Here is a 22,401-nt window from a genome sequence, read left to right as displayed (position 1 = left end):
CCGTGTCCTCAGCCCTGTGGCCCCGGCCTCGCGAGTTCCCCGGCCACCTCCGCGATCGCCGCCGGACCCACCCGGCAGCACCCGCCGACCAGCCGCGCCCCCGCCGACCGCCACCCCGCGACCTGTCCGGCCGCGAACCGTGCGGGGCCCCGCCAGGCCCTGGCCGCCGCGTCCCACGTCTCGCCGCTGTTCGGATAGACGACCACCGGCTTCCCGGTGACCCGCGCGGCCAGCGCCACCGCGGCGTCGGCGTCCCGCGGATCGCAGCAGTTCACGCCGACCGCGACCACCTCGTCCATGTCGGCGGCGAGGGCGAAGGCCTCGCCCAGGGGCTGCCCCGCACGCGTGTGCGTGCCCGCGATGCTGTACGACAACCAGGCAGGTACCCCGAGGCCGCGGACCGCCCGCAGCAGGGCGCGCGCCTCGTCGGCGTCCGGGACGGTCTCCAGGGCGAGGACGTCGGGTCCCGCCGCGGCGAGGGTTTCGAGGCGTGGCCGGTGGAAGCGTTCCAGCGCGTCCACGGAGAGGCCGTACCGCCCCCGGTACTCGGAGCCGTCGGCGAGCATCGCCCCATAGGGCCCCACCGACGCGGCCACCCACACCTCACGTCCGAGCCCGGCCCCGGCGCGCCGGGCCAGCTCCACGCTCAGGCCCATGAGTTCGCGCGTGCGCCCCGCGCCGAAGCCGCGCCGCGCGAACCCCTCGAACGTCGCCTGGTAGCTCGCGGTGATCGCGACCTCGGCGCCCGCCTCGTAGTACGCGCGATGGGCGGCCTCGACGGCGTCCGGCTCGTCGGCGAGCAGCCGCGCGGACCACAGGGCGTCGCTCAGGTCGTGCCCCGCGGCCTCCAGCTGGTTGGAGAGGCCGCCGTCGAGCACGACCGGGCGCTGGGCGAGGGCGTCGGCGAGTCTCATACCGCCGACGCTAGCCGAGGCGCCGCCAGCGGGAAGTGGCAGGCCACCTCGTGTCCCGCCCCGTTCGGCGTACTGACCCGCGGTTCGGTGGTGGCGCACACCTCCTGGGCGACGGGGCAGCGGGTGCGGAAGCGGCAGCCGGACGGGGGCCGCGCCGCGGAGGGGGTCTCGCCCTCCAGAGGTGTGCGGCGCGCGCCGGACGCGGCCTCGGGGTCGGGCAGGTTGACCGTGTCCAGGAGACCGCGCGTGTAGGGGTGCAGCGGATGCGCGTACACCTGCTCGGCCGGGCCCGACTCCACGAGCTTGCCGAGGTACATCACGCCGACGGTGTCCGCCAGATGGCGTACGACGGCCAGGTCGTGCGAGATGAACAGATAGGTCAGGCCGCGCTCGCGCTGCAGCTCCCGCATCAGGTTGAGGATCTGCGCCTGCACGGACACGTCGAGTGCGGACACCGGTTCGTCGGCGACCACCAGATCGGGTGAGAGGGTCAACGCCCGTGCCAGGCCGAGGCGTTGGCGCTGCCCTCCGGAGAACTCGTGCGGATAGCGGTGCACGGCGCCGCGCGGCAGGCCGACGGCGTCGAGGAGGTCGGCGACCAGCTTCTCCTGTTCGGTGCGGTTGCCGACGCCCTGGATGACGAGCGGTTCGCGCAGGATCTCGCCGACCCGCATGCGGGGGTCCATCGCCGCGGTGGAGTCCTGGAACATCAGCTGGACGCGGCGCCGGTGCGCGCGCCGCTCCGCCCGCGACATCCGCGCCGGGTCGGCGCCCTCGAAGCGCACCGCGCCGCCCGTCGGATCGTCGAGGCCCGCGACGATCCGCCCGAGCGTCGTCTTCCCGCAGCCCGACTCGCCGACCATGCCGTACGTCTCGCCCTTGCGGATCGAAAGCGACACCCCGCCGACCGCGCTGACCGTCCCTCGGCTGCGCGAGAACGCGCCGCCCTTCAACGGGAACTCCTTGACCAGCGCGTCGAGTTCGAGGAGCACGGCGCCCGGGGCGGCCGTGGCGGGCACGGCCGCCGGAGTCACGACGTCTTCCTCGGAGGCGGCCTCCTCCGGCACCGGGTGGAAGCACGCGAACCGGTGCGCCGCGCCGCGTACGCCGTCGTCCGTGAGCGGCGGTTCACCGGCCCGGCACTCGTCCGTGGCGAAGGTGCAGCGGGGTGCGAAGCGGCAGCCCGTGGGGCGCACCGCCAGGTTCGGGGGCAGGCCGGGGATCGTGTGCAGTTCGGTGCCGCGGTCGGCGGCCCGCTCGGGCAGCGCCGCGAACAGCGCCTCGGTGTAGCGGTGGCGCGGGTGCGCGAACAGGTCGCGTACGTCCGCCTGTTCGGCGATCCGGCCCGCGTACATCACCGCCACCCGGTCCACACGGTTGGCGATCACGCCCAGGTCGTGGGTGACCAGGATCATCGCCATGCCGAGGCGGGTGCGCAGCTCGTCGACGAGCTCCAGGATCTGGTGCTGCGTCGTCACGTCGAGGGCCGTCGTCGGCTCGTCGGCGATCAGCAGTTTCGGCTCGCAGACCAGCGCCATGGCGATCGCCACCCGCTGCCGCATGCCGCCCGAGAGCTGGTGCGGGTAGGCCTTCATGCGCTCGGCGGGCTGCGGCATGCCGACGAGGCGCAGCATCTCCTGGGCGCGCGCCCAGGCCTCCTTCCTGCCGATGCCGGGGCGGTGCAGGAGCAGGGGCTCCGCCACCTGCGCGCCGATGGTCATCGTCGGGTTGAGGGAGGTCAGCGGGTCCTGGAAGACCATCCCGATGCTGTCGCCGCGGACGTCCTGGAGGACGGGCGCGGGGGCGGCGGCCAGGTCCTGCCCGTCGAACAGGACGCGGCCTCCGGTGATCGCGCCGCCCGGCGGCAGCAGGCCGAGGACGCTGAGCGCGGTCATCGTCTTGCCGCAGCCGGACTCGCCGACGATGCCCAGGGCCTCGCCGGGGGCGAGGGTCAGACAGACGCCGTCGAGGGCGTGGACGGTGCGTTCGCGTGAGGTGATGTCGACGCTCAGGTCGTCGATGGTGAGCAGCGGCTCGGTCATGTCCGTTTCTCCCTCTACTTCCGCAGCCGTACTTCGAACGCGTCCCGCAGTCCGTCCCCGATGAAGTTGAACGCGGCGACGACCAGCACGATCGCGATGCCCGGCGGGAAGATCAGCCACCAGTAGCCGTTCTGGGTGTAGGTGATGCCGGCCGACAGCATCGATCCCCAGTCCGCCGAGGGCGGCGGGATGCTCAGGCCGAGGAAAGCGAGGTAGCTGACGTAGAGGATCGCGTCGGCGATCTGGAAGGTGCAGTTGACGATGACCGTGCCGATCGCGTTCGGCACGATGTGCTTGAAGACGGCCCGTGTGCCGCCCCCGCCCATCATCCGCATGGCCTGCACGTACTCGCGGTCGCGCAGCGCCAGCGCCTCGCCGCGCACCAGGCGGGCGGGGGACAGCCACGCCACCGCCGCGATGATCATGATGAGGACGCCCTTGCCGGGGGTGACGATCGCGGCGACCACGACGAGCAGGAACATCGCGGGGATGGCGAGCGCCGCGTCCGTGATCCGCATCATCGTGGCGTCGACCCAGCCGCCGAAGTAGCCGGAGACCGCGCCGTAGACGGTGCCGAAGAGCGTGGCGAGGAGGCCTGCCGCCAGGCCGATCTCCAGTGAGGTCTGCCCCGCGACCATCAGGCGGCCGATCATGTCGTAGCCGAGGTCGGTGGTGCCGAGGAGGTGGCCGGAGCTGCCGGGCGGGAGGTTCGCCTGCGACAGGTCGGTGTGCACCTGCTCGGTGTCGTACACCAACGGGCCGAGGTAGCTGAAGGCGAGCAGCAGGACCAGCACCACCACGCCCGTCAGGGCGAGCTTGTTGCCGGTGAAGACCCGCAGCGTGCGGCGGGCCAGCGAGGGCGTGGCCCGCTCGGCGTCCTCGTGGCCCGGCGCGGTCGCGGGGGCAGCGGTGGTGGTCATGCCACGCTCCGTATCCGGGGGTCGAGGACGGCGTACAGGACATCGGTGAGCAGTGAGCCGACGACGGTGGCGACACCGACGACGAGCGTCACGCCGAGCAGGACGGGGAAGTCGGAGCCCTGCGCGGCGTTCCAGAACAGCAGCCCCATGCCGGGGTAGTTGAACATCGACTCGACGACGAGGGCGCCGCTGAACAGCGTCGGCAGATAGAGGCCGAGGAGTGTCGCGAGGGGGATCAGCGCGTTGCGCAGGACGTGCCTGACCATGATCCGGCGGCTCGACTGGCCCTTGGCCATCGCCGTACGGACGTATTCCTCGGTGAGGTTGTCGAGCACCGCCGAGCGCATGTAGCGGCTGAACATCGCGACGATGCCGAACGCCATGGTGACCACCGGGAGCACCAACCCGATGACGTCACCGAGGAGTTCACCGACCGTCTCGCCCTGGGGTGCCTCCGCCGGGAGGATGGGCATGACCTGGGCGAACAGGATGATCATGATGAGGCCGAGGAAGAACACCGGCGTCGCGTACAGCAGGAAGGCGAGGCCCGTCAGGGCGTAGTCCGACGCCTTGCCGCGCCGTACGGCCTGCAGCAGCCCGAGCGGGACCGCGATGACGACGGCGAGCACGGTGGACAGGACGGTCAGGAGCAGCGTCTTCGGCAGGCGCTGCTTCAGCAGGTCGAAGACGGGCGAGTTGAGCTTGAAGGACTCGCCGAGATCACCCGTGAGCAGCCGCTTCAGGTACATCGCGTACTGCATGGGCAGCGAACGGTCGTACCCCTGCTGGTGGTTGAAGTGCTCGATCTGCTGCGGAGTGCCCTTCGGGCCGAGGATGGCGCGGGCGGGGCCGCCCGGCAGCAGGTGCAGGAGCACGAAGACGATCACCGACACCAGGAAGAGGACGACGAGCGCCTGGAGGAAGCGCTTGACCAGGAATCCGGTGAAGCCGGTGGGGCCGGCGGATCTTGTCACTTCTCGGCTCCCTTCTTCTTGACGTAGTACCAGTGCTGGGGAGCGAAGGTGACGGTCGGGTTCTGCTCGACCCCGCGCAGGTCGTTGCGGATCACCGAGACCTGGTACGCCGGATTGGGCATCCACATGACGGGCAGCTGCTCGGCGAGGTACTCGCCGTACTCGTGCACGGGCTTCATGTCGGGGGAGTACTGCATGCCGCGCAGGATGCGGTCGGCCTTCTTGTCGCTGTAGTTGCCGAAGTTGGCGGACGCGCCCGTCGAGAAGAGCTGCTCACCGCTGGGGTTGAGCGGGTAGTACCAGCTGCCTGCCGTCCCGAAGAACGACATGTCCCAGCCGCAGCCGGGGTCCTTCGCCGTGCAGGGGACGGAGTTGCCGAGCACCGAGTTCAACGGCTGCTGGCGCACGGTCAGTTCGATGCCCGCCTTGGACAGGGACGACTTCAGTTCCTGCATCATGTTCGTCGTCTCGGTCGACCCCGACTGGGAGAGCAGGGTCAGTTCGAGCGGAGTGTCCTTCTCGATGCCCTTGCCGCACCGGTCGGCTCCCGTGCCGGGGCGTACGCAGCGTGCCGTGCCGTCCTTGGTCCGCCAGCCGTGGGATTCGAGGAGTCGCCGGGCCTTGTCGACGGAGAACGGGTACTTGTTCTTCTCCATCTCGGGGGACAGGTACTGGCTCTTCGGTGTCACCGGCACGGGACCGAGCGTCGGTGTGGCGCTGCCCTGCCAGATGACGTCGCTCATCGCCTTCTGGTCGACGAGGTGCTGCATGGCCTGCCGGATGTAGAGCTGGTCCATCATCGGGCCGCCGTGCGTGGAGTTGAAGTTGTAGACGATGTACGTCGCCGCCCAGCCCTCCCACGGATCGACGCGGTAGCCCTTGTCCTGGAACTTCTCCTTCTGTGCCAGCACCGACGGCGGGATGTAGCCGTAGTCGACGCCGCCCGAACGCAGCACGTTGTACTCGGAGTCGGCCGTCGTGAACGGTTTGAAGACCACCTTGTCCAGGTGCGGGCGCTCCGACTCCGGACCGGTGTACTTCTCGTTCGGCACGATGGTGACCTGTCCGCTGTCGCGCCAACCGGCAAGCTTCCAGGGACCGTTGACCGTCTTCCAGAGCGGGTCGGAGCCGTACGAGCCGAGGCTCTTGGCGTGCTTCGTCAGGCGCGCGAAGACCGCCTTGGCGCCGGCGGGCGTGCGGTCCCAGTCGCCGATGCGCCCGCCGTCGGTCTTCGCGTCCCAGGCGTGCTGGGGGAGCGCGCGCAGCAGGGTGAGCTGGTTGGCCGTGAACCAGTCCGGGTTGTACGCACGCGTCAGGTGCAGCCGCACGGTGTGGGCGTCGAGCGTCTCGAACCGCTTGACGTTGTCCGGCATCGTGCCGACCGAATAGCTGCCCCACTCCGCCTTGTTGGCCTTCACCAGGTGGAACCAGAACTCCAGGTCGCGGGCGGTGACCGGCTTCCCGTCGGACCACTCGACGCCCTTGCGCAGCGGCACCGTCACGGTCCTGTTGCCGTCGCTGTACTTCGGCGCGAGGCCCAGCGTGCCGGGGCCGTGCGTGGTCAGCTCGCCCTTCGCCTCGTCCTGCACGGCGTCGTACACCGGCGTGAACAGCAGCGAATTGATCCCGTAGTTGTACGAGGCGCCATAGCCCGGCGCACCGATCGGGAAGATCCAGTTGGGCGTCGCGGCGGGTGGCAGCGCCATGGTCGCCGTGCCGCCCTCGACGGGCGTGCCACCGGTGGGGCCCATGTCGATGCGGCCGCCCTCGCGGGTGCATCCGGTGAGGGCCGCCGCGAGGGCGAGCAGCGCGGCCGCCGCGGACCTGGCGGACCTGAATGAGCGCATGGCGATGGGCCTCCAAGGGGTACGGGGCCGGCCCGTGCCGGAGAACGACGGGGCGGCGCCCGAACGCTAGGCCGGGCGCGAAAACCAAGTCAATAGCTTCATTCGGCAAGAAGTGGAAAACCCGGCGGGGCTGGCCAACTTGCTTTGATCGAACCTAGAGTTCGTGTCGGTCTCGAACGAAGATTCCGAAACAACTGGGGGCGGCAGGCATGACCGGACGACCACGCGACGAGCCCGGCTCGGCGCAGCACATCGTGCACCTGGTCTCCTCGGGAGCGGCCACGTCCCGGGCCGACCTCGTACGCGAGCTGGGCCTCGCCCCCTCGACGGTCTCCCTGCGCGTGCAGGAACTCGTCGACGCCGGAGTGCTCAGCGAGTCCGGCGAGGGCGCCTCGCGCGGCGGCCGCAGGCCCCGGCTGCTGCGCGTGGCCGCACACGGAGGCGTCGCCCTCGCCGCGGACCTCGGCAGCCACCACGCGCGGCTCGGCGCGGTCGACCCCGGCGGCACCGTCACCGACGCCGTCGACCTGCCGCACGACATCACCGCGGGCCCCGAGTCCGCGGTGGACTGGCTCTGCGGCCAGGTCGAGGAGCTGATCGCCCACCAGCGGGAGGAGGGCCGCACGGTACGCGCGTTCGGCGTGGCCTTCCCCGGGCCCGTGCAGCCCGCCACCGGCCTCGTCCTCAGCCCCTCCCGCATGCCCGGCTGGCACCGCTACCCGCTGCGCGACGTCCTCGCCGAGCGGCTCGGCATCCCCGTCACCGTCGACAACGACGCCACGATGATGGCGGTCGGCGAGCACCGCGTCGCACGTCCCGGCCTCGACCACCTCGTCGTCGTCAAGGCCGGACGCGGCATCGGCAGCGGCGTCATCTCCGCGGGCCGCCCGCACGACGGCGCCAACGGCAGCGCGGGCGACATCAGCCACGTCCGCGTCGACGCCGCGGGCGACCGCCCGTGCAGCTGCGGCAACATCGGCTGCCTGGAGACCGTCGCCAGCGGCGCGGCCCTGATCCGCGAACTGGCCCGGCAGGGCGTCGAAGTGACCGACACCGCAGGACTGCTGCGGCTCGTCGCGGACGGCGACCCGCAGGCCACCACCCTCGTCCGCACCGCGGGACGGCACATCGGCACGGTCCTGTCCGTCGTCGTCAACTTCTTCAACCCGCAGGCCGTGGCCCTCGGCGGCGTCCTCGCCACGGCAGAACCCCTGGTCGCCGCCGTGCGCGGGGTCCTCTACGAACGCTGCCTGCCCCTCGCCACGGCCGACCTGGAGATCACCACGACCGTCACGGGCGTCGACGCGGGCCTCCTCGGCGCCGGCCTCACCGCCCTGCGCCACCACCTCCCGGCCACCCCGGCAGCCCCCGCCCCCCAGGAAGAGAGCGCACCCGCATGACCCCCTCCGCGCACCGTCGCCGCCTGCGCATCGGCATCGGCGGCATCGGCATCGAGTCGTCCACGTTCTGCCCGCACCGCTCCACCACCGACGACTTCCGCCGAACCCGCGGCCAGGAGCTCCTCGACCGCTACACCTGGACCCGGACGGACTCCGACCTCGCGGACACCGTCGAATGGGTGCCCCTGCTGCACGCCACCTCACTGCCCGGCGGACCGGTGGAAGCAGAGTCGTACCTGACGCTGAAGGACGAACTGGTCACGCGCCTACGCGCGGCGGGCCCGCTCGACGGCCTCGTGTACGACATCCACGGCGCGATGAGCGTCATCGGCCTCACCGACGCCGAGGCCGACCTCACCGAAGCGGTCCGCGCGGCCCTCGACTCCGTCGGCACCCCGGACGGCACGGGACGGCCGATGATCTCCGCCGCCATGGACCTGCACGGCAACGTCTCGCGCCGCTTCGCCGAGCCCGTCGACCTGCTCACCGCCCACCGCCTCGCCCCGCACGAGGACGCCTGGGAGACCCGCGAACGCGCGGCCCGCAACCTCGTGCGCTGCCTCATCGACGGCACCCGGCCGCACCGCGTCTGGGTCCAGGTCCCGGTCCTCCTGCCCGGTGAGAAGACCAGCACCCGCCTGGAGCCCGCCAGGTCCCTCTACGCCTCCCTCGCCGAGATCGAGCGACTGCCCGGCATCCTCGACGCCGCGCTGTGGGTCGGCTACGCCTGGGCCGACGAACCGCGCTGCCAGGCCGCCGTCGTCGTCACCGGCGAAGACGCCGGACTCGCCGCCGCCGAGGCCGGGAAACTGGCCCGCCGCTACTGGGACGCGCGCCGCGACTTCGTCTTCGTCGGCCCGACGGGCACCGCCGAGGAGTGCGTCGAGCGAGCGGTCAAGTCGTCCGCGCGCCCCTTCCTGATCAGCGACTCGGGCGACAACCCGACGGCGGGCGGCGCGGGCGACCTCGCGTACATGCTCGGCAAACTGCTCGAGAACGACGCGATCCGCGGCGGCCGGGTCACCGCGGTCCACCCCGGCATCACCGACCCGGTCGCCGTCGCCCACTGCTTCGACGCGGGCGTGGGCGCGGAGGTCACGCTGAGCGTCGGCGGCAAGGTCGACCCGCGTCACGGCGGTCCGTACGAACTCACCGGCACCGTCGTCGCGTTGCAGCGGGCCACCGATCAGAAGGACCGCGCGGAGGGCGGCGCGTACGACCGCGGTGTCGACATGGCGGCCGTGCGCAGCGGCGGCCTCACCGTCATCCTCGTCGAGCGCCGCAAACCGTTCCACACGCTCGCCGACTTCATGGGCCCGGCGGAGGGCGGCCTCGGCATCGACCCCCGTACGTACGACCTCGTGGTCGTGAAGATCGGCTACCTGGAGCCCGAACTCCACGCCATGGCGGCCGACTGGCTCCTCGCCCTCACGCCGGGCGGCGTCGACCAGGACCTGCCGCGCCTCGGCCACCACCGGGTGGAGCGGCCGCTGTACCCGTTCGACGAGGACGCCTACGACGGCGGGGCGCCCGACCTGACCCCGGCACTGCTCACCCCGCTCGCTCCCTGAGAAGGGGGTTCACCCGCGCGAACGGGTCTGCGAAGGTGATCCCTTCGAGCCGCCGTCGTACGTCCTTCGCGCAGAGGAGTTCCCTGTGAAGCGTGCTGCCACCTTGTCCGCACTGGTCTGTCTGCTGGCCGTCACGGCCGCGGCGCCCGCCTCTCCCGACGCGGGCCGCCGGCCGGACGGCCACCACGCGCGCAGCCTCTTGGACACCGTGCCGAAGAAGGGCGTCCTGAACGTCTGCACGACCGGCGACTACGCCCCCTTCACGAAGCTGGACCCCGCCGAAGGAACGTACAGCGGCATCGACATCAAGATGGCGCGGGACCTCGCGAAGAGCCTGGAGGCCAAGCCGAAGTTCACCGCCACGACCTGGGCGAACTTGACCAAGGACGTCGCGGCGAGGCGCTGCGACATCGGCGTCGGTGGCGTCTCGATCACCCTGCCGCGCGCCCGCCAGGTCTACTTCAGCGAACCCACGCGCAAGGACGGCAAGACCCCGATCGTGCGCTGCGCCGACAAGGAGAAGTTCGGGGCGGGCGCGCTCGCTGACATCGACAGGCCGGGCACGACCGTCGTCGTCAACCCCGGCGGCACGAACGAGCAGTTCGCCCGCGCGAACATCAAGCGCGCCACGATCAAGCTGCACCCGGAGAACACCACGATCTTCCAGGAGATCATCGACGGCCGGGCGGACGTGATGATGACGGACGCGAGCGAGACGCTCTACCAGTCGAAGATCCACCCCGAACTGTGCTCCCTCCACCCCGACAAGCCCTTCACCTTCGCCGAGAAGGCGTACGCGATGCCGCGCGGCGACGACGAGTTCAAGGCGTACGTCGACCAGTTCGTGCACCTCGCGACGCACGACGGGACGTATGCGAAGTACGAGGCGGAGTGGATGGGGTGAGCGGATCCGGACGGGCCCTTTCCAACGGGTGGTGACGGGCGGCGGGGGTACTCGGCGCCCATGACGTATCTCAGCGTGGAACAACTGGCAGCCGTGCCCGGGGGCGGACTCGCGCCGTTCCTCACCGGACTGGGGATCGCCGTCCTGCTGATCTGGGCCGTGTGGTTCGGGATCCGGGTGCGCGGCAGGGAGCAGCGTCCGCCGAAGCCGCAGGAGCAGCCGCGGCTGCCCGCCGAAGGCCCCGTCGGAGCGGTCGTGGAGCACCGCGAGCCCGACGAAGTCCCCCGGGACGGCGGCAGGCTGACCCCCCATCAGCTGAAGGGGTCGGGCAACGTCGCCTCCAAGCGGAGCGACGACCAGCGGCGCCGGCGCTGGAACCGGGGGAGCAGCGGCGCCTTCGGCAGCGGCGGCCCCGGCACGCGCGGCTGAGGCCACGGCGAGCCCCGCGGCCGCGTCCCCGTCAGGGCGCGGCCTGCGGCAGCGCCGTCACGTCGCCGCGGACCGCGCCGACCGAGCGGAGCGCGACGACCGGTCGGGCCGGGACGAGCGCGACGACCGGTCAGACCGGGACGAGGGCGACGACCCGTCGGACCGTGCAGACCGCGCCGACCGGACCGCGTGCGACCACTGCGCCTTTCTCCGCAGGTCCGCCCGCTCCTCCGCGCACGTCCCGCCCCACACACCGCTCTCCCCGGCCTTGAGCGCCCAGGCCAGGCACTGCACCCTCACCTCGCACTGGGCGCAGACCTCCTTGGCGGCGGCGGTGTCCCGCGCGGCGGGTCCCGCCGTGCCGACGGGAAAGAACAGCTCCGGATCCTCTTCGGTACAGGCGGCCTTCTCCAGCCACTCCATGCTCAGCATGCTCAACCACTCCATGTCGGCGCGGGTTCCCAGGGCCAAGGCCCGGAAACCGGGGGCCGTTTGGGCGGGAGGGCCCGGGGGACCCGGTCACCATGACCGTCCACAAGAACACCGTGCTCGTACTGGACTGTTCGGAGCCCGAGAGGCTCGCCGAGTTCTATGCCGGACTGCTGGGCGCCGAGGTGCAGTTGAGCAAGGACCCCGATTACGTAGAGGTCACCAACGAGAACGGCGTCTGCTTGGCCGTGCACAGGGAGCGCGACTACATTCCGCCGAGCTGGCCCCGTCCGGAGGACTCGCAGCAGGCCCACCTGAGGATCATGGTGGCCCGGCACGACATGGACGAGGCCGAGCGCGAGGCGGTCGGTCTCGGCGCGCGGCCCGTGGACACGAAGGACAACAACGGGCCGCGCGACACCCGCACCTACTCCGACCCGGCCGGGCACTCCTTCACGCTGGCCGCGATCCCCGAGTGAACGATCTCCGAGTGAAAGATCTCCGAGTGAACGCCGAATGCCCCGAACCGACCGGGGCGTGAGTCCCCCCGCCCGCGCCGGAACCGGATTGCGGGGCCCGTCCACGGGCACTCGGTGGGTCCGAACACAGTAACGAACGGATCCGACCAAGGGGCAGTGATGGAGATTTCAGGACTCATCAGCGCGATTCTGATCGGCGCCCTCATCGGCATTCTGGGCAGGCTCGTCATACCCGGGCGGCAGCGCATCGGCCTGCTGTGGACGATCGCCGTCGGCATCGTCGCGGCGCTCATCGGCACGGCCGTGGCTGCGGGCCTCGGCGTCGCCGACACCGACGGCGTGGACTGGGGCGAGTGGCTCATCCAGATCGCCCTGGCAGCCCTCGGAGTCGCGGCCCTCGACCGGGTGAAGCTGCGCCGCTGAACCTCTCACCGGGCCCGCCTCACGGCTCCGTCCACCGGCACAGCAGCCGCAGGAACCCGATCAGCGTGAGCGGCCACAGGAAGGCGAAGGCCCAGATCGCACCGGTGGCCGACGTGCGGATGCCGATGACGAGGAGCGTGCAGGACACGGTGGCGAAGAAGGCCACGGTGAGCGGGCGCGGCGTATGCGTGAGGGCGGCGCGTACGCGGCGCCCGGCGCGCAGCAACCACATGCGGGTCTTGAGCCGGCGGTCGTTCCGCAGAGCCGCTTCCATCTCGTCGAGGATGCGCTGCTCGTGCTCCGGAAGCCGATCTGTCGACATCGTCGCCCCTCTTGGTCCTCACAACTCCCTCCGAGTATGCGTGACTTGGCGTCTATTGATGCCTCTCGCGTCACTCTCTGTGGCATCCTTGCCGTCCGCATGTACCGCTCGCACGGGGGAGGGGTTCCAGTTGGTCGCGCAGTCGAAGCCCGTTCCGCCGGGCGGCGGGTCGGCCCAGGAGGGCACGGGCGGCACGGAAGGCCCGGGCGGAGCCGGCGGCCCGGCGCCGGACCCCGAGGGCAGGCGCTACTTCACGGTGCTGTTCACCGTCCACCTCGTGCTGATGCTCATCCTCGTCGCCATCGCGGTGATCGGCGACTCGGCGACCGCCCTGACGGTCGCGGGCGGCGGATTCATCGCGTACGTGTCCGCCATGACGCTCTACGCGCGCCGGGACGAGCGCAAGGAGGTCACGCAGCATCTGCTGGCTTTCCTCGCGGCGTTCACCGCGGCGGCCGTCATCGGGGGCGTCCTGTGGTGGGTCCTCGCGGCGCGGCCCGACGACGTCACGGGCGACGCGCACCTGACGGGCGGCACCCTGGCCGCGGGCACGACGGCGCGGCTCGACGTCGAGGCACGGCCCGGCGGCAACGATGAGTTGAGGCTCTCGTTCACGGCACGGGACGGCGCGGCGGGCGCATCGCCGTGCCTGCGGATGGGCAAGCTGAGGTTCCAGGGAAAGGACATCGGGGCCAAGGCGCCCGTCGAGCTGGAGGAGACGTTCAGCACGACCCTCACGCTCGACGACCCCGGCCCCGAGGTGTCGGTCGACATCCAGCTGGCCGGTGGCGCGCACTGCCGGGTCGAGCTGACGCTGGAGAAGGCGGAGTACCGCCGGTAGCCGAAGGAGAGTGCCACAGTGCCCACGTCCGGCAGAACGCCGTCGTCCCGTCGAGTGCCGCGCCCCCGACTGCCCACCGCATGCCTGCTGGCTCTCTCCCTGGCCACCCTGCTCGCCGCGTGCGGCGGTGGCGGCGGGGGCACCGACGACGGGCCCGGCACCGCGTCGCCGTCCCGCGCCGGCGGCTCTGCCGGAAGCGGCCACGCGTCCCTCTTCGAGAAGGAGACGCTCAACATCGCCGTCAAGAAGGGGCAGCCGGGCTTCAGCACACGCAGCGAGGAGGAGGACGACTTCGCCGGTTTCGAGGCGCAGTTGGTGCAGTTCCTCGGCAGTGATCTGGACTTCAAGGCAGCCGACTGGGACGTCCAGTCCCGCAACCGCGAGAAGGTGCTGCGCGAGCGCAGCATGGACCTGGTGGTGGCCACGTACTCGATCACCGAACCGCGGGACAAGAAGATCGACTTCACCGCCCCCTACCTCAAGACCTACCAGGGCGTGCTCGTCCGTGAGAAGGAACGGGGCATCAACAGGCTGGCGGACGTCGACGGCAAGCGGGTGTGCAGCGTACGCGGGTCCACCGGCGACCCCGAGAGCGAGCAGGACGACAAGGCGAAGAAGTCCGTGCGCGACGCGCTGGGCCCGAACGTGGTGGCCGAGCTGCGCAACAGCTACAAGACGTGCGTGCGGGATCTCACGCGGGGCAACTTCGACGCCGTCTGGACCGACAAGATCATCCTTGAGGGCTTCGCGCAGGACCCGCGGTACAAGAACGACGTGAAGGTGGTCCGGAACATCACCGTCAAGAAGCTGCAGTTCTACGGAATCGGCCTGCGCGAGGGCCACGAGGCGGACTGCCGCAAACTGAACGGCGCCCTCAAGCGCTTCCTCGACACCCAGTGGGCGCTCGCCTTCCGGGCCCACTTCTCCGACATCACCGAGCGCCTGGCCGACTTCGAGCAGCAGTACAAGCCCACCGACGACGAGTTCGAGGCGCTCGCCGAGACGTCGTGCGGGGGCCACTAGCCCCCGCACGAGACGCCCGTGTGCGCCCAGCTCAGACGGAGCGGTGGTACTGGTCCGGCACGTGCACCTCGGCGCCGAGTTCACGTGCCGCGCGCCGCGCCCACGAGGGGTCGCGCAGCAGTTCGCGGCCGAGCAGGACGGCGTCCGCCTCGCCGTTGGCCAGGATCTTCTCGGCCTGTGCGACTTCGGTGATCAGACCGACCGCGGCGACCGGCAGCTCCGTCTCGGCCTTCACCCGCGCGGCGAACGGGACTTGGTAGCCGGGCTCGACAGGGATCCTGACGCCCGCGGCGTTGCCGCCCGTGGAGACGTCGAGCAGGTCGATGCCGTGCTCCTTGAGGTCGGTGGCGAAGCGGACCGTGTCGTCCGCCGTCCAGCCCGCCTCGTCCAGCCAGTCGGTGGCGGAGATGCGGAAGAACAGCGGCTTGTCCTCGGGCCACACGGCCCGCACGGCGTCGACGACCTCGAGCGCGAAGCGCGTGCGGTTCTCGTACGAGCCGCCGTACGCGTCGGTGCGCTTGTTGCTGTGCGGGGAGAGGAACTCGCCGATCAGATAGCCGTGGGCGCCGTGGATCTCGGCGATGTCGAAGCCCGCGGCGTGCGAGCGCCGCGCGGCGTCGGCGAACTGCTCCACGACCTCGTGGATCTCCTCGACGGTGAGCTCCGTCGGCACGGGGTGCCGCTCGTCGAAGGCGACCGCGCTGGGCGCGACCGGCTGCCAGCCGTACTGGTCCGCGCCGACCGGGGCGCCGCCCTTCCAGGGCCGGTCGGTGGACGCCTTGCGGCCCGCGTGGGCGAGCTGGATCGCCGGGACGGTGCCCTGGCCCCGCAGGAAGTCCGTGACGCGGCGGAACGCCTCGGCCTGGGTGTCGTTCCAGATGCCCAGGTCGTACGGGCTGATGCGGCCCTCGGCGCTGACCGCGGTGGCCTCGACGATGATCAGGCCGGTGCCACCGGTGGCGCGCGCCGCGTAGTGCGCGAAGTGCCAGTCCTGCGGGACTCCCGCCCCGGGGCCCTCGGGCGCCGCCGAGTACTGGCACATCGGGGGCATCCAGACCCGGTTCGGGATGGTCAGCGATCGCAGGGTGTAGGGCTCGAACAGCGCGCTCACGGCGGGCTCCCATTCGTCGGGGCTGATGTGCTCCTCGTACGATAGACCTCGTAGTACGGCGGATGTCAAACTACGATGACTCTCGTACAATGGCGCCCAGGGACCCGGGGACCAAGCGCTCGGGGCGCACAGGACGAAGTGGAGCCGCCATGACGACCGCCGCCGCGACCGGCAGCGCGAGCAGCAGAACGCTCGCCCACCCCGAGCCCGAGGAGATCCGCCTCGAAGCCGTGCTGCACGCCCTCGCCGATCCGATGCGGATGCGGGTGGTCCGGGCGCTGGCCCGGGAGGAGGGCGCGGCCGGACTCTCCTGTTCCTACTTCGAGCTGCCCGTCACCAAGTCCACGTGCACGCACCACTTCCGGGTGCTGCGCGAGAGCGGCGTCATCCGGCAGATCTACCGCGGCACCGCCAAGCTGAACGTGCTGCGCCGCGACGACCTCGACGCCCTCTTCCCCGGCCTGCTCGACAGCGTCCTGGCCGCGGCGGCCCGCCAGGCCGACCGCCTCGGCGAAGAGAGCTGAACCGGCCCGGTTCCAGCGGCTGCCCGGGCCACCGGGACCGCCGGTGTGCCGTCGGGCACCCCCACGTGGGGGTTCGTCCCTAGCTCTGCGGCCCCGACACCTCCCGCGCCGCCTCCCGCAGCCCCTCCCAGTCCGGGATCTTCACCACGCTCCGGCCGAGGGAGTGGCCCAGGCGGGCCTCCGCGCGTTCGATGGCCAGCCAGCCCGGCCACTCGACCGGACACAGTCCCGCGGCCCGCAGCGCCGTCAGGGGGTCCTCCGGGAGCTGCCTCCGGGCGAGGGCGGGGGCGTCGTCCAGGAGGGACTGGACCGTCTCCTTGGAACACGGACGGTTCGTGCCGATCACGCCGGTCGGGCCGCGTTTGATCCACCCCGCCACGTACTCGCCGGGCGACGGCACGCCGTCGCGCAGCACCCGTCCCGCCGCGTGCGGCACCGTGCCCCGCTCCGCGTCGAACGGCAGCCCCTCCAGGGGCACTCCGCGGTAGCCGACCGAGCGGAGCACCAGCTGTGCGGGGATGTCCTCGTACTGCCCGGAGCCCGTCACCCCGCCCCGGCCGTCCGGCAGCGTGCGCTCGAACCGGGTCAGGGCGACGCGGCCCGCCGCCCCCGCCGTGAGGGAGACAGGCCGCAGGAAGAAGCGCAGCCTGATCCGCCGGGCCAGGCCCCGCACCGGGCGCTCGGCCCAGCCGCGCAGCACCTCCACGTTGCGGCGGCTGGCGGCGGGCAGCCCGGAAGGGTCGGTGTACGCGGGGTCCAGTGCCAGCTCCGCGGGATCCACCACGACCTCGGTGTCCGGCAGCGAGCCGAGCTCCCGCAGCTCCTTGGTGGTGAACCGGGCCTGCGAGGGCCCGCGCCGCCCCACCATGGACACCTCGCGCACCCCGCTGCCCGCGAGCACGCCGAGCGGCGCGTCCGGCATGTCGGTGGGGAGCAGTTCGGCGGCGCCGCGGACCAGCATGCGGGCCACGTCCACCGCTACATTGCCGACGCCGATCACGACGGCTGACTCGACGTCCCGCACGAACCCGTCCTGTGCGTATCCGTCCGTGAGCGCGTCCGGATGCGCGCTGTACCAGGAGACGAACTCGGTCGCCGAATAGCTGCCCGGGAGATCCTCGCCGGGCACCCCGAGCCTGCGGTCCGCCGCCGCGCCGACGCAGTAGACCACCGCGTGGTAGAGGTCGAGCAGCCGGGCGGGGGTGAGGGCGCCGGAGCCGATCTCCAGGGAGCCGAGAAAGCGGACGCGCTCGTGTTCGAGGACCGTGCGCAGATTGTTCTGCAGCGACTTGATCTTCTCGTGGTCCGGCGCGACCCCGTAGCGCACCAGGCCGTACGGGCAGGGGAGCCGGTCGAGCACGTCGACCCGCACGTCCGGCACGCGGTCCTGCTGGACGAGGGACTGTGCGGCGTACACCCCGCTGGGGCCGGAACCGACGACGGCGACCTGCAGCACTGTGGTGCTCCTTCCGCGAGACGCGCTCGGGACGGTTTCAGGATCGCACCGGGAGCCGCGCGATGTCAGGGGTGTGCGCCTGTCCGTGCACGCGCCGTCACAGGCCTCGGCCGGCCAGGGGGAGTGCCGGGGGCGCGGATGACGTCACCCCATCTCCCGCATCCTGCCGATCTCGCTCGACTGCTGTGCCACGACGTCGTTCGCCATCTCCTCGACCTGGATGTTGTTGCCCTCGGAGAGCACATCCGAGGCCATCGTGACCGCCCCGCTGTGATGCGTGATCATCAGCTTCAGGAAGAGCTGGTCGAACGCCTTGCCCCTCGCGGCGCGCAACTGCTTCAGCTGCGCCTCGCGGGCCATGCGGGGCATCGTCGCGTGATCGTGCCCCGCGTGCCCGCGCGGGCCGCCGTGCTTCTTGAGCCAGCCCTTCATCGCGTCGATCTCCGGGCGCTGGGCCGCGCCGATGCGTGACGCGAGCCGTTTGATCCGGCTCGAACCGGCCCGCTTCGGGGCCAGTTCGGTCATCCGCAGGGCCTGGCCGTGGTGCACGATCATCATCTGCGTGTAGGTGAAGTCGGCCGTGTTGGGGGAGTCGTCCTCGGATCTCTGCCGCGCGGCGTCCTTCGCGGACATCGTCGCCGCGGTCTCGCCCGGCTTGCCCGGCGCGATCACCGAAGGCCCCGGTGACGCCTCGCGCCCGGCGTCGGACCCGCCTCCGCCGCCCGTGCCGGAGTCACACCCCGCGAGGACGAGGGCCGCGGCGGCCACGAGCGCGGTGACGGCGGGCGTACGACGGTTGAGCACAGCGGCCTCCTGGCTGTTCACACATCCGTTTGCAAGTCCGTTCGCAACTCCGGTGAAGAGTCTGCTGCCCCCTATTTAAGAGCCTGCCGCCCCCTATTGATATGTGCATGATGAGCACGATACTGCGGGTGTCCGTGACCCGTTCCCCTGTGAACGGCGACAAGGGAGGACGCAGTGACCCTGTTGAGCAACCCCCGAACCCGGCGCAGACGGCTGGCAGTCGGCACGGCGGCAGCCGGACTGCTGGCCGCGCTGCTGACCGCGGCGCCCGCGGGAGCCGTCCCCGATCCCGGTGACACTCCCGCCGCACCCAAGAGCGTCTCCAAGAGCGACGCCGACCGGACCAGACAGGCCGTCGAACGCGGGGAGATACCCGCGCCCGACGAGATCGCCCACTCGGACAACATCGAGCACCTGGCCAACATCCCCAAGGACGCACTGCCCGGCAACAACACGGACCTCGCGTTCCAGGGAAAGTACGCCTTCGCCGGCAACTACGACGGCTTCCGGATCTTCGACATCAGCAACCCGAAGGCGCCAAGGACGGTGTCTCAGGTCCTGTGCCCGGGTTCGCAGAACGACGTCTCCGTCTCCGGTGACCTCCTCTTCCTCTCCACGGACTCCTCGCGCAGCGACAACTCCTGCAACAGCACCACGCAGCCCGCGACGGAGAAGTCCTCCTGGGAGGGCATGAAGATCTTCGACATCAGCGACAAGGCGAACCCCAAGTACGTCTCCGCCGTCGAGACCGCCTGCGGCTCGCACACGCACACGCTGGTGCCGGAGCGCAGGAACGTCTACGTGTACGTCTCCTCGTACTCCCCGGACGCCGCGTTCCCCGACTGCCAGCCGCCGCACGACGGCATCTCCGTCATCAAGGTGCCGCGCAAGGCCCCGGAGCGGGCGGCGGTCGTGAACTTCCCCGTGCTCTTCCCCGGTGAGGGCCCCGACGGCGGCGGCAACCCGGGCGGGCCCACCAACCCGGGCGTCCGCAAGACCAGCGGCTGCCACGACATCACCGTGCTGCCCTCCGAGGACCTCGCGGCGGGCGCCTGCATGGGCGACGGCATCCTCTTCTCCATCGAGGACCCGGAGAACCCGAAGATCATCGACCAGGTCCAGGACAACACCAACTTCGCGTTCTGGCACTCGGCGACCTTCAATCAGAAGGCGGACAAGGTCGTCTTCACCGACGAGCTCGGCGGCGGCTCCGGCGCCACCTGCAACGCGGCCACCGGCCCCGAGCGCGGCGCCAACGGCATCTACGACATCCGGGGCAAGGGCGACAAGCGCAAGCTGGTCTTCAAGAGCTACTTCAAGATCCCCCGCCACCAGGCGGACACCGAGAACTGCGTGGCCCACAACGGCTCGCTGATCCCCGTCAGGGGCAAGGACCTCATGGTGCAGGCCTGGTACCAGGGAGGCGTCTCCGTCTGGGACTTCACCGACTCCAGGAAGCCCAAGGAGATCGGCTACTTCGAGCGCGGACCGCTCACCACCGACAAGATCACGACCGGCGGTTCCTGGTCGGCGTACTACTACAACGGCCGCGTCTACTCCAACGACATGGCCAAGGGCCTCGACGTCCTGAAGATCAACGACAAGCGGACCGACCCCGCACAGCGGGTCCGCCTGCACGAGCTCAACGTCCAGACGCAGCCGGACTACTTCGACTAGCCGGGCCGGACCGAGGGCAGAGGCCCCATCGGCCGGTTCGCCGAGGTCCCGTCGGGTGGTGCGCCGCCCGGCGGGACTCCGAGCCCCCAGTCCAGCTCGTACCGCTGGAACAGCTCGGCCCGCAGCGTCACCAGCGGCATCGGCGCCCCCGGGATGAGCAGCGCGAAGACCGCGCCCATCAAAAGCGCCCGCAGCAGCGGGTAGTCCCGGTCCACATCGGGCGAGCCGTACCGCACGACGGTGTCGCGCAGCAGCTCCGCGAGCCGCTGCTGCTCCGGGCACTGCACGAAGCCCTCCGCCTGCAGGATGCCCGCCATGTGCGTCCGCATGAGCAGCGGCTCGTCGACGGCCAGCCCCAGGATCGCGTCGATGGCCCGCGCCATCCGCTCGCGCCCGTCCTCGGTGCGCGGCTCCCGCTCCAGCGCCGCCTCCAGCGTGCGGTGCATCAGCCGGTGCACCGCGGACTGCAGCAGCTGGCGCTTGCCGGGGAAGTAGTACGACACCAGTCCGCGGGCGGCGCCCGCCCGGTCCGCGATGTGGCCGAGCGTCGTGGCCTCGTAACCCCGCTCGCCCACCAGCTCCACCGTCGCCTGCAGCAGCCGCTCCCGGGAACGTCTGCGCAATTCTTCATTGACCGATGGGCTACGCGGGGACATCCTGTAACTCCTGCGTTGACTGGCTCCGAGCCAATATACTCAGTGCGTCCCGAGGCGGCGTCTCGACAGAGACCTCGCACGGGTCGCTGGAGCCTGGGGCAGGCAGCACCGCGGGGGAGTGTTGCCTGCCCACAGGCGTGCGCCCGTCAGGCCGTCCGTCATCCGACGAGGCCGAGCACGGGGCGCAGGGCGTCCGGGCGCCGGTCCACCGGAAGGTGGTCGACGAAGTGCACCGCGCACCCGAGGCCGGCCGCGCCCCCGTCGGCTCCCCGGTCGTCACCGACCATGAGGGTGTCCCGCGGGTCGACCCCGAGCGCGTCACAGGCCAGCGCGAAGAGGCGCGTGTCGGGCTTCTGGATCTCGTGTTCGTACGACAGGACGTACGCGTCGACGTACGGATCGAGCCCGTGGGCGCGGAAGACGGGCCGCAGGTCCCAGCCGATGTTGCTGACCACCGCGACACGGATGCCCCGCTCCCGCAGCCCCGCGAGGACCTCCGCGGCGTCGGCGTAGGGCTGCCACGCGGGAGGCGTCATGTGCCGGTCGTACAGCGCGTCGTACAGCCGCTGATCGGGCAGCGGCACCTCGCGGGCGAGGCCGGTGTACGCGGCGCGGTGCAGCTCCGCGCTCCGGTCGCGGACGGCCCACAGCCCGGCGAGGTGCCCGGGCACCTCGCCGGGGTGGGCCCCGCCGGGCAGCGCGCCCGCCCTCTCCAGAGCCTCGGCGGCAGACCCCGACTCCCAGTCGGGCAACGCCACTTCGAGCTCGCCGAGCACGGCCCGCAGCCAGGAATCGGCCGACTCGATCCGGAACAGCGTCCCGGAGAAGTCGAAGAGCACGCCCTTGATCGTCATGTGCGGAGTCCTCCGAAGCGTCGTCGAGGGGGAGAGCCGAGGGGGAGAGCGGTCAGCCCGTGCCGTCCGTGTCGTGCGTGTCGTGTGTGTTCTCCGTGGTGTGCCTGCCGGGGCCGTACGCGTACGTCGCCACCGTCAGCGCCACCGTCAGGGCCCCGAGCAGCCAACCGCCCACGACGTCCGAAGGCCAGTGCACGCCGAGCCAGATCCGGGTCAGGCCCACCCCGGCGACGGAGACCGCGGCGAGACCCAGGCCGGTCCGCCACAGGGCGGGGCCCGCGCCGTGCACGCGCAGCAGCCACAGGAGCAGTCCGCAGACGAGCGCCGCCGTCATCGCGTGCCCGGAAGGGAACGCCGCGTAGTGCGCGGAGTCCACCGGGTCCGGCCACACCGGGCGCGGCCGGTCGACCGCCGCCTTGAGCCCCTGCTGCACGACCGACCCGGTCAGGCAGGCGCCGGCGACCCAGAGCGCGAGCAACCGCGCCCCGCGCACCACGAGCCAGATCACCACCACCGCGGTCAGCGCACGCATCGTCCACGGGTCCCACACCCAGTCGGTGAGGATCCGGCTGACCCGCGTGGTGGCGGGATCGTCCACCGCCCAGCGGTGCGTGGTGCGCGCGATGTCGCCGTCGAGTGAGAGCAGGGGCCGCCACTCCAGTGCGACGAGGAGGAGCAGCAGGAGCGACGGCACGGCGAGGGCCGCCGCGGTGACGGCGGCGCGGGAGCCGGGCGGTCGGGTCGGGGAGTCGGGGGGCGCGGGGTACATGCGTTGATCCTCGCCGACGGGGCGGGGCGGAG

General features: G+C 71.4%; 23 protein-coding genes. 10 read left to right on the top strand and 13 right to left on the bottom strand.

Annotated elements, in window-relative coordinates:
* Positions 1-8: 8 nt before the first annotated feature.
* From mmuM to ACH4D5_RS30020, 5 genes are read right to left on the bottom strand one after another with little or no spacing between them, the layout of a single operon-like run.
* A complete protein-coding gene (gene mmuM, locus ACH4D5_RS30040) occupies positions 9-914 on the bottom strand; it encodes a homocysteine S-methyltransferase (RefSeq protein ID WP_398308418.1) in 906 nt (301 codons plus the stop codon).
* Positions 911-2,956: a dipeptide ABC transporter ATP-binding protein gene (locus ACH4D5_RS30035; RefSeq protein ID WP_398308416.1), complete on the bottom strand. Its 2,046-nt coding sequence runs from the start codon at positions 2,954-2,956 to the stop codon at positions 911-913. The genes mmuM and ACH4D5_RS30035 overlap by 4 nt, the downstream gene beginning before the upstream one ends.
* A 14-nt stretch (positions 2,957-2,970) precedes the next feature.
* Complete coding sequence (locus ACH4D5_RS30030; RefSeq protein WP_398308414.1) at positions 2,971-3,876, bottom strand: ABC transporter permease; 906 nt, start codon at positions 3,874-3,876, stop codon at positions 2,971-2,973.
* A complete protein-coding gene (locus tag ACH4D5_RS30025; RefSeq protein ID WP_398308412.1) occupies positions 3,873-4,850 on the bottom strand; it encodes an ABC transporter permease in 978 nt (325 codons plus the stop codon). Before ACH4D5_RS30025 ends, ACH4D5_RS30030 begins: the two co-directional genes overlap by 4 nt.
* The gene (locus tag ACH4D5_RS30020) at positions 4,847-6,697 is read right to left on the bottom strand and encodes a peptide ABC transporter substrate-binding protein (protein WP_398308411.1); all 1,851 of its coding nucleotides are present in this window, start codon (positions 6,695-6,697) and stop codon (positions 4,847-4,849) included. Before ACH4D5_RS30020 ends, ACH4D5_RS30025 begins: the two co-directional genes overlap by 4 nt.
* 209 nt (positions 6,698-6,906) lie before the next feature.
* Here ACH4D5_RS30020 and ACH4D5_RS30015 point away from each other — a divergent pair, with 209 nt between their 5' ends.
* The 4 genes from ACH4D5_RS30015 to ACH4D5_RS30000 all read left to right on the top strand — a co-directional run bounded on the left by ACH4D5_RS30015 (position 6,907) and on the right by ACH4D5_RS30000 (position 11,001).
* Positions 6,907-8,097 carry an ROK family protein gene (locus ACH4D5_RS30015; RefSeq protein WP_398308409.1) on the top strand — a complete coding sequence of 397 codons (1,191 nt, stop codon included), beginning with the start codon at positions 6,907-6,909 and terminating at the stop codon, positions 8,095-8,097.
* Complete coding sequence (locus tag ACH4D5_RS30010; RefSeq protein ID WP_398308407.1) at positions 8,094-9,668, top strand: M81 family metallopeptidase; 1,575 nt, start codon at positions 8,094-8,096, stop codon at positions 9,666-9,668. Before ACH4D5_RS30015 ends, ACH4D5_RS30010 begins: the two co-directional genes overlap by 4 nt.
* An 85-nt stretch (positions 9,669-9,753) precedes the next feature.
* Positions 9,754-10,572: a transporter substrate-binding domain-containing protein gene (locus ACH4D5_RS30005; RefSeq protein WP_398308405.1), complete on the top strand. Its 819-nt coding sequence runs from the start codon at positions 9,754-9,756 to the stop codon at positions 10,570-10,572.
* A 60-nt stretch (positions 10,573-10,632) separates the two neighbouring features.
* Positions 10,633-11,001 carry a DUF6479 family protein gene (locus ACH4D5_RS30000; RefSeq protein ID WP_398308403.1) on the top strand — a complete coding sequence of 123 codons (369 nt, stop codon included), beginning with the start codon at positions 10,633-10,635 and terminating at the stop codon, positions 10,999-11,001.
* Positions 11,002-11,058: 57 nt separating this feature from the next.
* Here ACH4D5_RS30000 and ACH4D5_RS29995 read toward each other — a convergent pair whose 3' ends face one another.
* Positions 11,059-11,433, bottom strand: coding sequence for a WhiB family transcriptional regulator (locus tag ACH4D5_RS29995; protein WP_398308401.1), 375 nt, complete (start codon positions 11,431-11,433; stop codon positions 11,059-11,061).
* Between the two features lie 92 nt (positions 11,434-11,525).
* Between ACH4D5_RS29995 and ACH4D5_RS29990 the strand changes: the two genes are divergently transcribed.
* Positions 11,526-11,909 (top strand): VOC family protein, encoded by a 384-nt coding sequence (locus ACH4D5_RS29990; protein ID WP_398308399.1) that lies wholly within the window; start codon positions 11,526-11,528, stop codon positions 11,907-11,909.
* Positions 11,910-12,068: 159 nt separating this feature from the next.
* Positions 12,069-12,332: a GlsB/YeaQ/YmgE family stress response membrane protein gene (locus ACH4D5_RS29985; protein WP_398308397.1), complete on the top strand. Its 264-nt coding sequence runs from the start codon at positions 12,069-12,071 to the stop codon at positions 12,330-12,332.
* A gap of 19 nt (positions 12,333-12,351) precedes the next feature.
* Here the strand turns inward: ACH4D5_RS29985 and ACH4D5_RS29980 are convergent, their stop codons facing one another.
* On the bottom strand, positions 12,352-12,654 hold the full coding sequence (locus ACH4D5_RS29980; protein ID WP_398308395.1) for a DUF3040 domain-containing protein: 303 nt from the start codon (positions 12,652-12,654) through the stop codon (positions 12,352-12,354).
* 130 nt (positions 12,655-12,784) lie between these two features.
* Here ACH4D5_RS29980 and ACH4D5_RS29975 point away from each other — a divergent pair, with 130 nt between their 5' ends.
* On the top strand, positions 12,785-13,495 hold the full coding sequence (locus ACH4D5_RS29975) for a hypothetical protein (protein ID WP_398308393.1): 711 nt from the start codon (positions 12,785-12,787) through the stop codon (positions 13,493-13,495).
* A gap of 18 nt (positions 13,496-13,513) precedes the next feature.
* Positions 13,514-14,518, top strand: coding sequence for a transporter substrate-binding domain-containing protein (locus ACH4D5_RS29970; RefSeq protein WP_398308391.1), 1,005 nt, complete (start codon positions 13,514-13,516; stop codon positions 14,516-14,518).
* 31 nt (positions 14,519-14,549) lie between these two features.
* Here the strand turns inward: ACH4D5_RS29970 and ACH4D5_RS29965 are convergent, their stop codons facing one another.
* Positions 14,550-15,629 (bottom strand): NADH:flavin oxidoreductase/NADH oxidase, encoded by a 1,080-nt coding sequence (locus ACH4D5_RS29965; RefSeq protein WP_398308389.1) that lies wholly within the window; start codon positions 15,627-15,629, stop codon positions 14,550-14,552.
* A gap of 149 nt (positions 15,630-15,778) precedes the next feature.
* Between ACH4D5_RS29965 and ACH4D5_RS29960 the strand changes: the two genes are divergently transcribed.
* On the top strand, positions 15,779-16,153 hold the full coding sequence (locus ACH4D5_RS29960; RefSeq protein WP_398308387.1) for an ArsR/SmtB family transcription factor: 375 nt from the start codon (positions 15,779-15,781) through the stop codon (positions 16,151-16,153).
* Positions 16,154-16,232: 79 nt separating this feature from the next.
* On the opposite strand, the gene ACH4D5_RS29955 is transcribed toward ACH4D5_RS29960, so the two are convergent.
* Together ACH4D5_RS29955 and ACH4D5_RS29950 are read right to left on the bottom strand one after the other, a co-directional pair.
* A complete protein-coding gene (locus ACH4D5_RS29955) occupies positions 16,233-17,609 on the bottom strand; it encodes an FAD-dependent oxidoreductase (RefSeq protein ID WP_398308385.1) in 1,377 nt (458 codons plus the stop codon).
* Between the two features lie 144 nt (positions 17,610-17,753).
* Positions 17,754-18,413: a DUF305 domain-containing protein gene (locus ACH4D5_RS29950; RefSeq protein WP_398308484.1), complete on the bottom strand. Its 660-nt coding sequence runs from the start codon at positions 18,411-18,413 to the stop codon at positions 17,754-17,756.
* 174 nt (positions 18,414-18,587) lie between these two features.
* On the opposite strand from ACH4D5_RS29950, the gene ACH4D5_RS29945 reads away from it, so the two are divergent.
* Positions 18,588-20,090 carry an LVIVD repeat-containing protein gene (locus ACH4D5_RS29945; protein ID WP_398308383.1) on the top strand — a complete coding sequence of 501 codons (1,503 nt, stop codon included), beginning with the start codon at positions 18,588-18,590 and terminating at the stop codon, positions 20,088-20,090.
* Here ACH4D5_RS29945 and ACH4D5_RS29940 read toward each other — a convergent pair.
* The 3 genes from ACH4D5_RS29940 to ACH4D5_RS29930 all read right to left on the bottom strand — a co-directional run bounded on the left by ACH4D5_RS29940 (position 20,087) and on the right by ACH4D5_RS29930 (position 22,369).
* Positions 20,087-20,746, bottom strand: a complete 660-nt coding sequence (locus ACH4D5_RS29940) for a TetR/AcrR family transcriptional regulator (RefSeq protein WP_398308381.1) — start codon at positions 20,744-20,746, stop codon at positions 20,087-20,089. The two genes, ACH4D5_RS29945 and ACH4D5_RS29940, sit on opposite strands and share 4 nt — an antisense overlap.
* Before the next feature lie 158 nt (positions 20,747-20,904).
* Positions 20,905-21,600, bottom strand: a complete 696-nt coding sequence (locus ACH4D5_RS29935) for an HAD family hydrolase (protein WP_398308379.1) — start codon at positions 21,598-21,600, stop codon at positions 20,905-20,907.
* A gap of 52 nt (positions 21,601-21,652) precedes the next feature.
* Entirely contained in the window at positions 21,653-22,369 is a 717-nt protein-coding gene (locus ACH4D5_RS29930; protein ID WP_398308377.1) for a phosphatase PAP2 family protein, read from the bottom strand.
* Positions 22,370-22,401 lie beyond the last annotated feature (32 nt).

It is taken from the genome of Streptomyces sp. NPDC018029, from assembly GCF_044327655.1.
In the GTDB taxonomy this organism is placed as follows: Bacteria; Actinomycetota; Actinomycetes; order Streptomycetales; family Streptomycetaceae; genus Streptomyces.
Note: the sequence above shows the minus strand (reverse complement) of the source record. Positions and strands in the feature narration are given on the sequence as shown.